This is a genomic window from Acinetobacter sp. RF15B (genome assembly GCF_007558235.1).
GTDB classification, from domain to species: domain Bacteria; phylum Pseudomonadota; class Gammaproteobacteria; order Pseudomonadales; family Moraxellaceae; genus Acinetobacter; species Acinetobacter lwoffii_C.
Window position 1 is genome coordinate 165,695 of sequence record NZ_VLSR01000002.1, and the last position, 16,662, is coordinate 182,356.

The 16,662-nt window shown below is 44.8% G+C and carries 14 protein-coding genes; 8 read left to right on the forward strand and 6 right to left on the reverse strand.

Annotation, left to right across the window (positions count from 1 at the left end; genetic code table 11):
• Nucleotides 1-114: 114 nt before the first annotated feature.
• Both E2K74_RS02140 and E2K74_RS02145 read right to left on the reverse strand, forming a co-directional pair.
• A complete protein-coding gene (locus tag E2K74_RS02140; protein ID WP_151206095.1) occupies nt 115-495 on the reverse strand; it encodes an MCR_0457 family protein in 381 nt (126 codons plus the stop codon).
• 163 nt (nt 496-658) lie between these two features.
• Entirely contained in the window at nt 659-1,030 is a 372-nt protein-coding gene (locus E2K74_RS02145) for an MCR_0457 family protein (protein ID WP_151206096.1), read from the reverse strand.
• Between the two features lie 110 nt (nt 1,031-1,140).
• Here E2K74_RS02145 and surE point away from each other — a divergent pair, with 110 nt between their 5' ends.
• The 3 genes from surE to E2K74_RS02160 all read left to right on the forward strand — a co-directional run bounded on the left by surE (nt 1,141) and on the right by E2K74_RS02160 (nt 3,877).
• The gene (gene surE, locus E2K74_RS02150; RefSeq protein WP_151206097.1) at nt 1,141-1,920 is read left to right on the forward strand and encodes a 5'/3'-nucleotidase SurE; all 780 of its coding nucleotides are present in this window, start codon (nt 1,141-1,143) and stop codon (nt 1,918-1,920) included.
• Between the two features lie 105 nt (nt 1,921-2,025).
• Nucleotides 2,026-2,856, forward strand: coding sequence for a peptidoglycan DD-metalloendopeptidase family protein (locus tag E2K74_RS02155; RefSeq protein ID WP_151206098.1), 831 nt, complete (start codon nt 2,026-2,028; stop codon nt 2,854-2,856).
• 91 nt (nt 2,857-2,947) lie between these two features.
• Complete coding sequence (locus tag E2K74_RS02160) at nt 2,948-3,877, forward strand: LysR family transcriptional regulator (RefSeq protein ID WP_151204855.1); 930 nt, start codon at nt 2,948-2,950, stop codon at nt 3,875-3,877.
• 61 nt (nt 3,878-3,938) lie between these two features.
• Here E2K74_RS02160 and E2K74_RS02165 read toward each other — a convergent pair whose 3' ends face one another.
• The gene (locus E2K74_RS02165) at nt 3,939-5,150 is read right to left on the reverse strand and encodes an aspartate aminotransferase family protein (protein ID WP_151206099.1); all 1,212 of its coding nucleotides are present in this window, start codon (nt 5,148-5,150) and stop codon (nt 3,939-3,941) included.
• Between the two features lie 159 nt (nt 5,151-5,309).
• Between E2K74_RS02165 and grxD the strand changes: the two genes are divergently transcribed.
• Nucleotides 5,310-5,651: a Grx4 family monothiol glutaredoxin gene (grxD, locus tag E2K74_RS02170; protein ID WP_151204857.1), complete on the forward strand. Its 342-nt coding sequence runs from the start codon at nt 5,310-5,312 to the stop codon at nt 5,649-5,651.
• Between the two features lie 87 nt (nt 5,652-5,738).
• Here grxD and E2K74_RS02175 read toward each other — a convergent pair whose 3' ends face one another.
• The gene (locus E2K74_RS02175) at nt 5,739-8,393 is read right to left on the reverse strand and encodes a Lon protease family protein (protein WP_151206100.1); all 2,655 of its coding nucleotides are present in this window, start codon (nt 8,391-8,393) and stop codon (nt 5,739-5,741) included.
• A gap of 195 nt (nt 8,394-8,588) precedes the next feature.
• On the opposite strand from E2K74_RS02175, the gene E2K74_RS02180 reads away from it, so the two are divergent.
• From E2K74_RS02180 to rpmE, 4 genes are all read left to right on the forward strand, one after another.
• Complete coding sequence (locus E2K74_RS02180) at nt 8,589-10,739, forward strand: AmpG family muropeptide MFS transporter (RefSeq protein WP_151206101.1); 2,151 nt, start codon at nt 8,589-8,591, stop codon at nt 10,737-10,739.
• Between the two features lies 1 nt (nt 10,740).
• Nucleotides 10,741-11,142 (forward strand): lactoylglutathione lyase, encoded by a 402-nt coding sequence (gloA, locus tag E2K74_RS02185; RefSeq protein WP_151204860.1) that lies wholly within the window; start codon nt 10,741-10,743, stop codon nt 11,140-11,142.
• Nucleotides 11,143-11,270: 128 nt separating this feature from the next.
• The gene (locus E2K74_RS02190) at nt 11,271-12,251 is read left to right on the forward strand and encodes a bile acid:sodium symporter family protein (RefSeq protein ID WP_151204861.1); all 981 of its coding nucleotides are present in this window, start codon (nt 11,271-11,273) and stop codon (nt 12,249-12,251) included.
• A 201-nt stretch (nt 12,252-12,452) separates the two neighbouring features.
• The gene (gene rpmE, locus E2K74_RS02195) at nt 12,453-12,677 is read left to right on the forward strand and encodes a 50S ribosomal protein L31 (RefSeq protein ID WP_004971624.1); all 225 of its coding nucleotides are present in this window, start codon (nt 12,453-12,455) and stop codon (nt 12,675-12,677) included.
• Nucleotides 12,678-12,766: 89 nt separating this feature from the next.
• Here rpmE and E2K74_RS02200 read toward each other — a convergent pair whose 3' ends face one another.
• Both E2K74_RS02200 and E2K74_RS02205 read right to left on the reverse strand, forming a co-directional pair.
• Nucleotides 12,767-14,932, reverse strand: a complete 2,166-nt coding sequence (locus tag E2K74_RS02200) for an EAL domain-containing protein (RefSeq protein WP_151206102.1) — start codon at nt 14,930-14,932, stop codon at nt 12,767-12,769.
• On the reverse strand, nt 14,914-16,659 hold the full coding sequence (locus tag E2K74_RS02205) for a GTPase (RefSeq protein WP_151206103.1): 1,746 nt from the start codon (nt 16,657-16,659) through the stop codon (nt 14,914-14,916). The genes E2K74_RS02200 and E2K74_RS02205 overlap by 19 nt, the downstream gene beginning before the upstream one ends.
• Nucleotides 16,660-16,662: the final 3 nt, after the last annotated feature.

Consider the following 16,662-nt stretch of genomic DNA (forward strand, 5'->3'; position numbering starts at 1 on the left):
ATATCTTGATGTAGGCACAAAAGAGCCTAGCATTTTAGGACAAAGCTAGGCTGACTTCTATGGGAAACCCGGGGTTATTTTAAAAGTATTGTAAGTAGCTGCAAGAAAAATGATTTAATTGCTGTAGGCAGTTAATTCATCACAAATCACTTGATTTTTTTTCTTGCCGGCCTTTTTGGCATCGGTTTTGGCTTCGGCCAGAATATGACGAAAATCTGCCTGTTTGCTCAATTGATTTAAGCTCTCTACCGGATTTTTCTGACCTGGTAGATATTCAGCCACCAGCTTGTTATAGCCCTGGTTGAATTTGGCTTTGTCCTTGACCATGCCTGGACAGATTTCAGATAAGACATAAATCGCAGCAAGTTCATGCGGAGTCACAGATTGAACGGGTGTAACTTCAATATTTTCATCAGCAGCATGTGCGGAAGTGCCCAGAAAAGCTGCCACAGAAATGGCGCACAAAGAGAAGGTTTTAAATAAGGTCTTTTTCATTGAAAACTCAAAAATCAGCTTTAGAACAATAATTGGCCTAGCTTAAACCTATTTCTTAAATTGAAAAGTATGAAAATGTAGTGAAGCTGTAGAATTGTGAAGATATCTGTAAGAAAAATAAGACGATGTGAGCACCGTCTTATTTAGGATCCTAACACCGGACTCAACCTTGATGGTCAAGAATTTCCTGGCAAACTGTTTGTTGTTCTTCCTGAGAAGACTGCTTTGCACCATCACGTGCTTCTTCCAGTAAAGATTTATATTCTGAATCGGCCTGAAGCGCTGAATAGGTCATGCCTTTAACCGAGTATTCCCCAAGATAGGTTTGGATCAATTGCTGAATTACGCTGTCAAATGTTGCATTTTTACCAATAATGGCAGGGCATACCTCAGCCATGACTTGTGCTGCGGCAATATCTTCTTTAATGATTGTATTGCTTTCTTCGGTGGTCAGATCAGTCGTTGCAAATACTGAGTGAGAAAAAAGTGCGCTAAAGCACAATGCTACCCCTGATAAAGATTTTTTTTTCATCATGATGAACCAGATTTATTAAAGGTGGATGTAAGGCCACAAATATATATAATTCCTGAACGAATACAATGAAATGTCCTAACGAGTCATTTTCTGGCATAACGAGATTTTTTGTGAATATATTGATTTCAAATGATGATGGTGTGTTTGCCCCTGGTCTTCAGGCTTTGGCAAGGGCTTTAAGTGCTTTAGGGCGTGTAGTGGTGGTGGCACCTGAAAGTGAACGCAGCGGCTATTCCAGTGCGCTGACCTTGGACCGTCCCCTCCGGCCGATCCAGATTTCTCCTGATGTCTGGGCGGTCAATGGTACGCCTGCAGACTGTGTCTATCTGGCCATGAACGGTTTATTCGATCTTGAATTTGATCTGGTCGTCAGCGGCATTAACAGCGGGGCAAATCTGGGAGATGATGTGCTTTATTCAGGTACTGTAGGGGCGGCCCTGGAAGGGCGGCTGAGCAAGCATCCTGCACTGGCGGTTTCACTATGTGGTGCCAATGTCCGCGGCTATGAATCTTCTGAAGATTACCGGGTTGCGGCAACCTGGGTACGTGACTTTATTGCACACGGTCTGCCCGTCTTACCGGAGCGACATATCTTTAATATTAATATTCCGGATATAGCCCTTTTAAAAGGTGCCAAGGTGACCTATCAGGGCCGTCGTTCACAATCCAAGCCCATTAGCAGTCATGTGGATCCGCGTGGGCGTCAGGTCTACTGGATTGGGCTGGCAGGTGAGGCAGTTGCAGAGCCGAAAAAAGGCCTGACCGAGATCGAATCTGACTTTTTCGCAGTCGCAAACGGCTATGTTAGTATCACGCCTATCCAGATAGATGCCACAAACTACACAGTCTTGCACGACTTACAGGTCCAGCTGCCTGAAAACCTTCTATAAGTGTTATAACTTTGTGAAAAAATAACTATTGCAAGTATATTGCAGTAAAACTTTGCTACTCTTAACGCAATTTTGCAACCGTATAAATGTTTAGAGAGGAAGATAATGTCCTTGGTGTCAACGAAAAGCTTCGCGATAGCCTCAACATCCACCTTGATGAAAACGCTGGTTTTATCGATCGCAGCGACATCCGCAATCATTATGACAGGTTGTGCAACCAAGCCTCAGGTGAATAATCCGGCTCGCTATGCTACAGCTCCTGACTTTTATACGGTTCGTTCTGGGGATACCTTGAGCGGTATTGCGACACGTTATGGCCTGAACTATATCAGTATTGCAGAAATGAATGATATTGCTCCGCCATACCGCATCTATGTAGGACAGTCGATCCGCCTGAAAAAGAATGCCGCACGTCGTACAACGGCTCAGCCTGTTACCCAAGCTGCACCTATCCAGCGTCAAACTATTGCAGTACCTACACCGACACCGGCGCCTTCAGTCAGCACCACTGTACAGACCACTCCACGCATAAGTCCTACACCGGTAACTCCGGTATCTACCGCGGCTGGATTGCGTTGGGTAAAACCGTCAAATGGTCCAATTTTGCAGGCCTATGATCTGGATGCAAATATCAAAGGCACCCGTTATGGTGGCCAAACGGGTGATCCGGTGATGGCAGCAGCTGATGGTCAGGTCGTCTATGCAGCCGATGGCTTAAAAGAATATGGCAATCTGATACTGATCAAGCATATTAATGGCTATATCACCGCTTATGCACATAACAGTAAATTAAACGTGAAAAGTGGTCAAAATGTAACAGCTGGTCAGAAAATTGCAGAAATGGGATCAACAGGTACCAACCGTACTATGCTTGAGTTCCAGGTACGTTTGGATGGTAAGCCGATTAATCCGACAGCAGTTTTACCAAATAATTAAATAAATAATGCAAAGCGCAAATTTCACCGTATAATACAATGAGTTGCTTTTATCAAAAGATGAGGCATCTCATAAGTTTAGAGGGAAATTTATGTTAGATCAACTTCGGGCAATGGGCGTCTTTGCTTGCGTTGTGGAAAAGAACTCGTTTAGCGGGGCTGCTCGTGAGTTAGGGATCACGACCAGTGCTGTGAGTCAACAAATTCGCTCATTAGAACAAGATATGGAAGTTATACTTTTAAATCGTTCGACAAGAAAATTAAGTTTGACTGAGGTGGGGCAAGCATTTTTCCACAGTTGCCAAGAAATGCTATCGGCTGCAGAGCGTGGCAAAGTTCGCATAGATGAGTTACGTGATGATCTGGTAGGTGAACTTCGCATTGCCTCCTTGCCAGAATTATGCGCTAATCATGTGATTCCTGCACTTTCCCACTGGATGTCTGCTCATCGTGGTCTGAGGGTTCATCTGGATACAAGCAGTCATGAGGTTGATTTGTTGGAGGGGCGTATCGATATTGCCCTGAAATTTGACCAGAATCAGGACGACCCGAACCTGCAGGTTGTACCATTGATCCAGATTGAACAGATTCTGGTTGCTGCACCAAGTTATATTAATCAAAAGTCAGTCATTTCACGTCCTGAAGATCTGAAAACTCATGATATGTTGCCACTGACTCATTTCAAGCAGTATCAGCGCTTCTATTTTAAGCATATTCATAGCGCAGAACAGGTGGAATTTGAGCTAAATTCACGATTTAGCACCAACAATGGTCAGGTTGCCAAAGCCATGTGTTTGCAGGGAAATGGCATTGCCAAGATTTTATATCTGGATGGAAAAAAAGACTTAATGAATGGTTCTCTGGTTGAAGTGTTGCCTGAATGGAAGCTTCCACCACTGACACTTTATGCCGTCATGCCGAAACGAGAACAACAGCCGACCAAAACGCTTCGCTGCATTGATACACTGAAACAGTATTTTAGCCAGATTGCTGGGGGACGCGTGTTACAAGTGGCCTCATAAATATCCAGACTATAAAAAAGCCGCTTTCTAGCGGCTTTTTTGGTTTAAAGCTTATTCTGTCTTAAGCCAGATAAGCTTTAATCATTTTAACCAGACGCTCCACCAGCTGGTCTGCCTGCTCTTGAGTGATATTCAGGGTAGGCAACAGACGCACGACATTTCCTGCGGTTACATTGATGATCATCTTGTATTCATCACGTGCAATATCCACCAGCTCGGCACAGGCTTTCGGTAATTCAATTCCAATCATAAGACCAAAACCGCGCACGGTCACGTTATGGGCTGCAAGTTGGGTGCGTAACTGCTCAACAATATAAGCACCTTTTTCCGCTGCATTTTCCACGATATTTTCTTTTTGCATAATATCGATAATGGTATAAACCACACGTGAGCCTAAGGCGGTCCCACTATAAGTCGAGCCATGATTACCCGCAGTTAAAACGCCTACACCACGGCCTTGGGTCATGACAGCGCCGATCGGGAAGCCATTGCCCAGACCTTTGGCTGTGGTCAGTACATCTGGAATAATATTGGTATGCTGATAGGCAAAATATTTTCCTGTACGGCCATTTCCGGTCTGAACTTCATCGAGCATCATCAACCAGTGGTGCTGGTTACAGAGCTGACGAATTTCTTCCAGATAGCTAAAGCCCTGCGGAGCTGTATTAACTCCACCTTCGCCTTGAATTGGCTCGACCAGAATCGCGACAATATCAGGATGGTTGATCGCTGCTTCTTCAATGGCTTCAATATTGCCAAAAGGAACACGGATAAAACCTTCAACCAGAGGGCCAAAACCTTCTTGAACCTTTTTGTTGCCTGTTGCAGACAGGGTAGCCATGGTACGGCCATGGAAAGAGTGCTCGGCTACAATAATTTTAGGGCTGGCAATGCCTTGCATATGACCGAATTTACGCGCAATTTTGATGGCGCCCTCATTGGACTCTGCACCACTGTTAGAGAAGAAAACCTCTTCCATGCCTGCTACTTCGGCAAGTTTTTGGGCTGCAGCAGTCTGCCAAGGTACTTCAAACAGGTTGCTGGTATGGATCAGGGTGGCTGCCTGTTCGGCAATCGCTTCAGCAATGACCGGGTGTGCATGGCCCAAGCCACATACGGCAATACCGGTTAAGGCATCCAGATATTCCGTACCATCCTCGGTATACAGATATGCACCTCGCCCTCGGATAAAGCTGATCGGTTGACGGCCAAAGACTGGCATCAAGTGAGAAGGTTGATCAGTTTGCACCGGAGCGAGACTAATATTGTTCATGACTGACTCTTTAGTGGAGGTGGAAATAAAAACTTATATAAGCAAAAACCTGAGCAGATTTAAAGGGTAAATGTAAATAAAAATGGATTTATTGCATTAGCCATACTGTTTTTCTCGGATTTCGGTATAATGCCAGACAGATTAGTTGAGGATTTATCAATGACTGAACAAGTACGCGATACCGAAGCGTTAATTCGTGACCAAATTGCTAAACATGCAGTACTTCTTTATATGAAAGGTACACCACAATTTCCACAGTGTGGTTTCTCTGCGCGTGCGGTAGAAGCACTCAGTCAAATTGGTCGTCCATTTGCTTATGTGAATATCCTTGAAAATCCGGATATCCGTGCAACTTTGCCACAAATCGCAAACTGGCCGACATTCCCACAGCTTTGGATCAATGGCGAGTTGATTGGTGGTAGTGACATCATGCTCGATATGTTCCAAAAAGGTGAATTGAAGTCTTTAGTTGAACAGTACAGCCCGGCACCTGAAGCTTAATTGATTTAATTAAACTCACAGCTGTAAAAAAGCGCTTCTTTTTAGAAGCGCTTTTTTATGTGGGTAAAAGGAAAATAGGGGGCAGAATTATTCTTCTGCCTTGTGCCCTGAATTTTCCAGATCTTGTGATTCAGCCGCCAGCGCTTCTGCAAGAGCGTCTTGCTTTGCCTGAATATCTTTTACTGCGGCTTTTTCTTTTTTCTTTTTCTTCTTCTTTTTTTTCTTTTTCTTTGGCTCTTCCTCAAATTCTGCACCATCTTCAATAGCTTGCCAATAATCTAGCTGTTCCATGACTGCTGCATAAATCGAGTCTTTACTATAACGGCCTTTTTTATCCATTTTGCCGACTGGACGTGCCATCAGAATCTCAAGCGCCTGATCAATGGTATCAATGGCATGGATATGAAACTGACCTTGTTCGACCGCTGTAATCACATCTTTGCGTAACATCAGGTGCTGCATGTTTTGACGTGGAATAATCACGCCTTGCTTGCCAGTCAGACCTTGCAGTTTACAGGCATCGAAAAAGCCCTCGATTTTGGCATTCACTCCACCAATCGGCTGCACTTGGCCCAGCTGGTTCATGGAGCCGGTAATGGCCCAAGACTGGTCAACCGGTAATTGACTAATCGCAGAGATGAGGGCGGAGAGTTCAGCAACGGTTGCACTATCTCCATCGACCTGTCCATAGCTTTGTTCAAAGGCCAGAGCAGCTGAAAAATGCAAGGTTTGTTCACGGCCGAAATGTGCTTTCAGAAATGAAGCCATCAATAACACGCCTTTGGCATGTAAAGAGCCGCCCAGTTCAACACTGCGTTCAATATCCAGAATATCCCCACCGCCTTGATAGACCGAAGCGGTCAGACGCGAAGGAAGGCCAAATTCGACATCTGCATAATGGATCACTGATAGGGCATTGATCTGACCGAGACGGTGACCGCGGGTTTCAATCAGTTGAGTACCGCGGGTCAGATCCTGCCAGTACAGTTCACGTAAATAGCCTAAGCGATATTTGCGGTGATCCAGAGCCATGTTGATATGCTTTTCAGAGACCATCTTGTCAGCGGCCTGAAAGGCATGATGGTGAGCCTCGCGAATCAGGTCCCCCAAAGTCAAGGCATGCAGGGATAAAGAACTCTGGTCTTCGGCCTGACGGCTAGAGTCAGTGAGCAGGGCGGAAAGGGCGGAACGGTCAAAAGGCAATAATTTATCAGACTGCACATAATCGGCAATCAGCTGCATATAGGCCTGTTCATTTTCTTCATTGCGCTGCAGGGTATCGGTAAAGTCGGCACGGATTTTAAAAATACTGCCTAGCTCTGGTTCAAGCTCCAGAATTTCATAGTAAATTTCCGGTTCAGCCAGCAGTACCACTTTAATATTTAAAGGAATAGCAGCAGGCTCAATCGAAATGCTGCCGGTTAGGGTCAGCATGTGTTCCAGAGAAGAAAGCTTCAGATGACCTGATTTAAGTGCACGTTTAAGACCCTGCCAGGCATAAGGCTGTTCCAGTAATTGCTCGGCTTCAAGCATCAGGAAGCCACCGTTGGCTTTATGCAGTGAGCCGGGACGGATTAAGGTGAAATCTGTGGTAATCGTGCCATTTTGGGTCAGCTGTTCTACATGACCCAAAAGGTTATAATGGGTTGGAAAGTCTTCAAAAATCACTGGTGCGCCAGCATTGGGTTTATGGGACACAATGACATTGGCCTGATAGCGGGCGGGTACACGACTGAAAAGCGCAGGTGTGAAGTCATCTTCTTCCTGTTCCAGTACAATCTCGACATTATTAATAATGTCTTCGGCATATTGCTTCAGATACTGTTCGAGTCCTTCCACATGTTTGAACTTGGACAGGATATGTTCAACCCGTGGTAAAACGACCTGTTTGGCAATATCACGGTTCAGTATTTGCACGCGATCACGTGCATCATCTTCCAGATCACCCAGATGCAGGCCGAGACGCTCCAGCTTTTTGTCCATATAGCGCATATTGGCCGCAATTTCTGCGCGATCCTTGTTGCTGAGGGCATTCAGGTCATCCTGTGACATCTCCTGAACCTTGTCATCTTTTAGATAGACAGGCACGAAGCAATGTTCATCGTTGCGGGTAATCAGTTTTAAATCCAGATCTTCGCCTTCACGGGTGAGTTCGATGAGCGCCTGTTGCTGCTCGTCTCCCGTTTCCTGGCGAATCATTTCAATCCGGTTGTGATAGCTTTCCGCAGTAAATCGACGTTCCAGTTGCTTTAAAATAGTCTGCCAGCTCTGATGTAAAATTGTCTGGAATTTTGGCCCCTGACCGGCAGGAAGTTGCAGGGCAATAGGTTGGCGCTGGTTCTGGAAGTTATTGACATAGACCCAGTCATTTGGTGTCTCCATGGTTTTTGCATGTTGCTGTAGCAGCCGCTTTACCATGGTACGTTTGCCCAGACCTGCAGTGCCGACAGCAAAAATGTTATAACCTGAATAAGGAAGCGCAATACCGGCTTCTACCGAGGCACGGGCACGGTCCTGTCCCAAAAAATTATTTAAGGGTTTGATTCTTTTTGTAGAAGCCGGAATTTTTTCGAGCTGGGGGATGTGTGTGAGTTGTTCTGCGCTGAGGCGGGTATGCGCAAGTGTAGGGTGTATTTCGCTTTTTTCAAATACTGAGACTGCTAGTTCAGAATGCTTAGAGAGTTGGGCTGTTGTTGTGTTAGTGGCAATAGAAGAATTAATTTGATCGAGTCTCTGGGTCACTGTTGAAAATCCAAAACGAAATATTACGTTGATAAGGTTTAAGGTATACAGATTTACTTGAAAATTTCAAGCTGCGGCATCGTTTTTGGCAAAAATAAAAAATCCAGAATGTGATAATTATATAAATCTTATTGAAAGATGGCGTATTACAGGATTGAATAGCAGCAATTGATTTTCACGGAAAATAATAAGCTAATGACCACACAAACGACGGATTGGAAATCCGCATTTACAGCATTTTTGGATCGACGTGCCTTGATCATGCTGTTTTTGGGATTTTCAGCCGGTGTCCCGATTCTTCTCATTTTTTCCAGCTTGTCTTTATGGCTTGGTGAAGCCGGAATCAGCAAAAGTGCCGTGACTTTTTTTAGCTGGGCTGCATTGGGATATTCTTTTAAATTTGTCTGGGCACCGCTGATTGATGAATTACCACTACCCTTTCTAACCAAAGCCTTGGGTCGCCGTCGGGCCTGGCTTCTGGTTGCCCAGATTCTCATTGTCTGTGCAATTGCAATTATGGCATTTTCTGATCCGGCATTGGGTCAGGCACATTTACAGCAAATGGCACTAGGGGCAGTATTGCTCGGCTTTTCAGCGGCAACCCAGGATATTGTCATTGATGCCTATCGTATTGAACTGGCTGAAGCCCAGATGCAAACGGTGCTGGCCTCGACCTATAATGCCGGTTACCGCATCGGGATGATCGTGGCTGGAGCAGGGGCTTTGTTTCTGGCTGCCTATCTGGGCACAGCCAAAGGCAACTATATCTATGATGCCTGGAAGTGGACCTATCTGGCGATGGCAGCCGTGATGCTGGTGGGTATTCTGACCACATTATTGATTCGTGAGCCACAGGTAGAGCGTATTCATAAAGACTATCAGCGCAGCGACTATTTTCGTCTGGTTGGTGTGTTTTTTATTGCCGTTATCAGCTTTGTTTCAAGCTATGTGTATTCGGGAAACCTGGTCACCATTATGATAGAGAGCTGGGCTATTCAGGATAGCTTGGCTTTGTTCTGTTTTGAAGCTTTACGTTTTATTGGCTCCGCTGCAGTTGCATTTGGGGTGGGTGCCGTGCTGGTCAAAATGGGCGCTGTGAACAGGCAGATGGCTTATGAAACCTGGGTGAATCCGGTGGCCGATTTCTTTGAGCGCTATGGCTTAAAACTGGCGCTGGTGCTGTTGCTCCTGATTGGCTTTTATCGGGTCTCCGATATTATTGCCGGAGTAATTTCCAATGTGTTCTATCAGGATTTAAATTTTAGCAAGGAGCAGATTGCTGAAGCCGTCAAGGTATATGGGGTGATTTTCTCCCTGCTCGGTGGTTTTCTTGGCGGATTGTTGGCCCAGAAGATGAACATCATGAAGCTGATGTTTGTGGGTGCTATTCTTGCCTGCTCAACGAATCTGATTTTTATAGGCCTGGTTAAATCTGGAGAAAAACTCGCTCAGGTCGAAGTGCAGGTCGGACCGCATTATTATCAGGTTGACACCGACGAAGTCGGTTACTGGAATATTCCGGTTCCCAAAGCAGCGCTTGAACAGAGCGATATCGTAATGGTTAAGGCTCAGTATCAAGATCAGGGTATACCCGCAGTGACACTGCATATGCCTTATCTTAAAAGCCAAGCTCAGCAGGCACAATTACTGCTGTTGCCTATTACGACTGATAATATTATTACAGCCAATGAGCAGGACAATAGCATTGTAGTACGTGGACAATATACGGGCGCAGCGCTGCAAGATCAGCAAAAAATTGTAATGACGCTAGATGGCCAGAATTTTGATGCCAAACTGGATGAGGCAGGTACGTTTAGTGCTGCAATTCCAGCCGAAAAATTGGTAGCTTCAGCGACCAGGCAGATTAGTGTCAATCTGATGCAGCAAGATCAGGTGGTTTTGACCCAGCAGCACAGCTATATGGTGGATTTGACTCAAACTTTGACGAATGCTCTGGATGTCGAGATTCAGCCGCTCAAGATGGGTGATGCAGATATGGTTGAGGTACAGGGGAAAGTGATTAAGCCTTACAGCTCTGCCTGGCTGTATTTTGCTATTATCGTGGATAATTTGGCTGCTGGATTGGCGGGTGCGGCTTTTATCGCTTTCTTGTCGAGCCTGACCAGTGTGTCCTTTACAGCGGTGCAATATGCCATTTTCAGTTCCCTGATGACCCTAACTCCTAAGATTTTGGGGGGATATTCAGGTACTATAGTCACCAATATCGGCTATCCGAATTTCTTCCTGATGACTACCTTGATGGGTATTCCAATCCTGATTCTCGTGGTCTGGGTCGCAAAACTGCTCGGTGAACACCAACAACACTCTGTAAATAAGGAGGATTAATATGCGCATGCTACATACCATGTTACGTGTAGGCAACTTGGAACAGTCTTTGAAGTTCTATACTGAGGTACTTGGTATGACTTTGCTTCGTAAGCGTGATTACGAAGAGGGTCGTTTTACCTTGGCTTTTGTGGGCTATGGCGATGAAGAAAACCATACCGTACTTGAATTGACCCATAACTGGGACACGGCAAGTTATGAGCTGGGCAATGCTTATGGCCATATTGCCATTGCTGTGGATGATGCCTATAAGGCCTGTGAGGAAATCAAGGCACGTGGCGGTAATGTGGTTCGTGAAGCAGGTCCAATGAAAGGCGGTGTAACCGTGATTGCCTTTGTGGAAGATCCAGACGGCTATAAGATCGAACTTATCCAGCAGGATAGTAATGCACGTAACAACTGATCCATACCGCAAGTAAGATGAAAAATCATTTTTTATTGGACTTGCAAAACGATCTAACTATGTCCAGAATTCGCTAGATATCTGGGCATTTTTTATCAAAGAATAAAACTTAAAGGGAAGTAAGTCAGATGCTTAAGCTCTTAGCATTAGATCGTTTTACAATATTGTTATTTGTAATGATATTGCTGGCCAGCTTGCTACCGGTCTCCGGACAGGCAGCCCAGGTGTTTGGTTGGGTCACAACAGCAGCAATTGCAATCCTGTTTTTTCTGCATGGGGCTAAACTTTCCCGTGAAGCGGTGGTTGAGGGGATTATGCACTGGAGGCTGCATACTCTGGTCTTTGCTTTGACTTTTGCCTTGTTTCCTCTTTTAGGATTATTGGCCAAGCCGATTTTACAGCCAATGCTGGGGCAAGAATTATATTGGGGCTTTCTGTTTATGTGTTTCTTGCCATCGACAGTCCAGTCGTCGATTGCTTTTACCTCAGTGGCCAATGGTAATGTGGCGGGTGCCGTCTGTAGTGCTTCCTTTTCTAATCTGATCGGTATGTTTATTACTCCTGCACTGGTGGCATTTTTCATTTTGGGCCAATCTGAACATGATTTTGATCCGACTGCTTCCATTATCCAGATTACCTTGTTGCTATTGGTTCCTTTTATCTTGGGGCAGGTGTTGCGTCCCTGGGTTTATCCTCAGATGATGAAAATGCCAAAGCTCGTCAAGGTTTTTGACCAGGGTTCAATTTTGCTGGTCGTATATGGTGCTTTTAGTAGTGCAGTGGTTGCTGGACTATGGAACGAAGTCAGCATCAGTACCTTGTTGTTATTGCTCTTGGCATGTTCGGTTTTATTGACAATTGTTATGCTGTTATCGCTATATATTCCACGCTGGATGGGCTTTAACCGCGCTGACCAGAAAACGGCATTTTTCTGTGGTTCCAAAAAAACGCTGGCCAGTGGGGTACCGATGGCACAGATTCTATTTATTGGACAGCCATTGGGCATGATCGTATTACCAATTATGATTTTCCATCAAATTCAGCTGATGGTCTGCGGAGTTGTGGCTAATCTCTGGGCCAAAGAACCCGAGGAACCGGCTCAAGAATAATTCGCTTATTGAATCAGTTTGCCGTATAATATTGTCCAACTTGTTGTGCTTAGCTCTGACGGTATCTGTCTCGGTGGGCCAAAAGAATGGTCTGTTATGGTGTTGATCTGCCAGAATTTCGGTTTCGGCTTTCCTCAGGTTTGAGAGTGATCAATTGCGATGACAGCAAAACCTTCTTTAATCTTTATGGAGTAATCGACGATGCGCGCCGATATTCACCCAAAATACGAAAAACTAGTTGCTACTTGCTCTTGCGGTAACGTAATCGAAACTCGTTCAGCTGTTGGTAAAGAAACTCTTTATCTAGACGTATGTTCAGCTTGCCACCCATTCTACACTGGTAAGCAAAAGAACGTTGACACTGGCGGTCGTATCGACAAGTTCAAACAACGTTTTGCTGGTATGTCACGTTCTATCAAACGTTAATACCCAAAATAAAAAAACGGGCATATTGCCCGTTTTTTTGTGTCTGTGATTCAGTAAATTTCTCCAGCTTCACAGGTTGGTACAACACCTTAATGGTCTTGTACATCAATCAGGTGGTCCAGTTTTTTCTGGAAATAATCCCCCTGAATAAAGCGGGCATCCACGTTCCAGGCATTGGCGAATAAAGTCATGTCATTCAATTCGCGAATCAGGATATTCAGCGGTCTGATTTCGTTATAACTGGCAATTTTTTCTTGTAACTCTTCAATTTCAGTATCATGATTCAGCATCTGGGTTAAGCTGGAATGCAGGCTGACGCCATCTAGTTCCAGTTCTTGCAGTAGATTTGGACTATAGATAGACTGACCAAAATCACGCAGGGAAGTCAGTGCACCATGTTCATGCAGAACACGCAAATACTTCTGGGCATCTTGCTGATTCAGTAAAACATCCTCTTCCGAGAATTGGAGGGTAAGCGGATGCTGGTTTTTACTGCGGATAATCGTAATCAGCTTGGAAATAAATTCCGGGAAGGTACGGTCTTTAAATAATACTGCCCGATTCAAGTTAACAATTAAGCTGGCATCCGGATATTGGGTAATAAAGTTATGTAACTGTTTGCTGGCTTCAACCAGAATCCAGCGATCTAGTTTAATGGATAACTCGTCATCTTCACGCAGCTCAAGGATTGATGAAATATCCTGCCATTTATTGTCAAAGATAAAACCGCTGGTGACTTCATAGCGATAGAGGCGAGTATCTTCTTTATCATACAGTTGTTGATATTTTAAATGAATTTCGCCACGATCCAGACATACACGCAAGGCTTTTAATATAGAAGGCGTTCCATCCAGAACTGAAGTAACTGCCGGGCTGATGACCGCCGTTGTTGGACTAAGAGGTGCTTCTTTCGCCACACTAAAGTCTATGCCTGGCATTTGAAGCGCTTGAGGGGTTGCTGGCGCAGAGGTATCTAGAATAAATTCAGGGGCTGCTTCTGCTTGAGGTAAAGCAGTCGAGAAAGCTTGTGCCACCAGCTCATTGTAGTGGCTTTCGTCATTCAGGCCATCTTCCAGCATGATATAGCCGATGCGAAAATTCAGCGGGAACGAGTTTTGTCCAACAGTAATGAGTTGAGGCTTGCTGAGGGCATTTAATCCAATCAGCTTGGACTCCAGGATTTGCTTCGAGTCCGCCTGAAACAGGCCAACAAAGACATCATATTCCAGTTTAAAGAGCGGAGCATGAGTCTGTTCTTTCAGGAAAGCTCTAATTTCGTTGAAGTAACTACTAAAAGTGTGCCAGTCAGAGGAGAGCACTGCGGGGTCATAATAGGTCAGAGAGAAGGTGACCAGCGCATTAAAAGGCGCAGGTTGCTTGCTCATTTTCCGTTTAAGTAGCTGGAAAGCACCGGGTTTACCTAGAGCTTTGTCTGTGCCTGATTGTGACTGTGCTTGTGTATCAATGGTGATTTGCAGGGCATCTTCTTCAGTCGTTGAAGCAAGAAATTCAAGTTTTAAGGGATTCGCCGCGGAGATTTTGGGGTTGACAGATACAATATCAAAACGGCCTAGGTCAAACTGCCCTTGAGAAATCTTTTTAAAGCGTGTTTTGAACTCGTTTAAATCTTCTGGCTGTAAGAGGTCAAGCAGGGGTAACCCGATCAGGTCATCTTCATTTTGCAGGCCAAAAAGCTTTAGATAGTCAGCATTCGCCTGAATATGAATCCCTTCCTGAATGGTGGCGACGGCGCGGTTACTGTCTTCAACCAGAGACTGGGCCTGATTTTGGGCAGTTTCCAGCTCGTTCATCAAGTGTTGTTGGGTTTGCAAACCGCGGCTAAAAGACAGCGCGCGCACCAGACCAATATAGAAACGTTCCGGATAATCCAGATTCAGAATGTCATAAATCCCTTTATGGACATATTGTGCGTATTGCTCAGCCTTATAATCTTCAGGCTTGAGTAAAATAATGGGAAGTTCAGGCTGATGAGAAAGACGAACCAGACTCAGCGCCTGCTCATATTTTAGGTCATAGGCACGACCGAAAATAATCAGATCCCAATTAAAATTCAGCTGTTTTTCAAAAGACTGCAAATCATCCAGCAGGACGGCATCCACCTGATATTGATTATTGCTCAGAAGGTCACGGATTTGGTTATATCTAATTTGATTATCATCAATAATCAGTAAACGTGTTTCAGTACGTTTCAACTTTTTAGACAATAATGGATTTCTCACTTTAATGCTTCCCATAAATCGTGATTTCTAGCTTCATTTGTATGCTTATGAATAAAGCGTTCAATAAGCTCTTGTTCCTGATCATTTAATAATTCGTAATCAAAGCGGATAAAACTTTGGGTAATCAGGTGGGCCTTGGTTAGATAAATCTTGAGCTCTTGCTGGCCAAGACGTAAATGAATGGTTTGTTTTTCCCGGAACATCTGTGAGCCCGGCACAATGATGCTGGTCGAAACCTGATCCAATTGCGTGGTCTGGACCAACAGAGCTGGCTGGTAATTGGCTTTATGAAGTTCTGTACGGGTGTAGACGGCACATGGATATAGCTCCTGTGTCAGCATTTCCAGACCAATTTCTAGGCTTTTATCTGTAGATTGCTTGATCCAGCGAATCACACCGCCGCGCCATTGACTCTGTGATTTTTCCTGTACCAGAATAAATTCACCAGTTTTTAGAAGGGGCGGTGTTATGCCAGACCACTTAATCCGGTAACCATTGACACTAATATCCAGCACTTCGGCACTATGAATCTGTTTAGTTTCCCGGTCCAGTGCCTTGATACTGCTAAATCCATTTGGAATGGCGCTTTGCAGGGAGCTGACAAAGCTGCTTTCGCTTTGTAAGTTGTAATTGGCCTCTAAGTCCAGTGTCTCATTAAAGTTCTTACCTTTGGACAGATAAAAATGAGCAACCGTCAGGCCAAAGCAGATATTAATTTGTGCCGAATATTCATAACGTTCATGACGGCGTTCTACATTATTTGAAAGCAGATGATAAATATGAAAATGCAAGGCAGGGGTCAGGAACAGTTTTTCATTGCGTGACAGGTATTGGGCATTTTTGGTTTGCGTACCAGCCAGATGTTCCATCAGGCTCTGGGTAGCAATAAAGAAACTTGGCTTAAACTGCTCGCCCTGATGAGCGTTGAGTAAAGGTGGATGATCCTTGCTGGCATCTACCACATAACGAGACAGAGTGGTCTCTTTAGGCAGAATCTGAACCCGTTTCGCCCAGTCCGCACTGCATAAATATAAGCCCTGAATTTCTGCGGGACGAATCTGGTTGGTATTGAAAATATCCAGCAAGATGAGCTGTGCATAGGCTTGGGCAATATTCTGGATGTCATGTTCTGTTCCCAGAATCTGGTTGATATTGACCTGGTAGAAGTTATGCGCCATGGCACCTTCAAGCAACTGATGGGCAGCCAGCCATTGTCCCGGCCCGGGTGCGCTATACAGCATGTTTTGCTGGTAGAACAGCAGGCTCAGTTGCTGTAGCGCATAATAGGTGGAAACAATTCGGGCGGTTTGCAGACTTTTCTTTTTGCCTAGAGAAAAGAGCGAAAATTTTTGATGACTCAGCTGGTAATTGCAGCGTTTGACAATATCAATATAGATTTTGGTAAAGTAAGTACGTAACAGCATCGCCAGTTCAATGATCTGGTCATTGCGGTCAGTCGTAATCAGGCCCTGATTAATGAAATGCTTTTCCAGACTGCCCAGCACATTTTCAAGCGTGGGATGAAGGATTTGAATCAGGTCAAAGCGTAAGGTCTCAGCACACTTCAGTTCTGAAATTTCGAGTAAGGCGCTAAACAGGGATTTAGAAGAATTACCCAGTTGCAAGACTGAAATACCGGTAACCCACTCCTGTAAAGCCTTGGCATTGGTCGCACAAAAGCTTAACTCGTCGAGTTGAAGCTCAGTCGGTGTCTGAAAGATATCTGAAGTAAGTTTACTCATCTT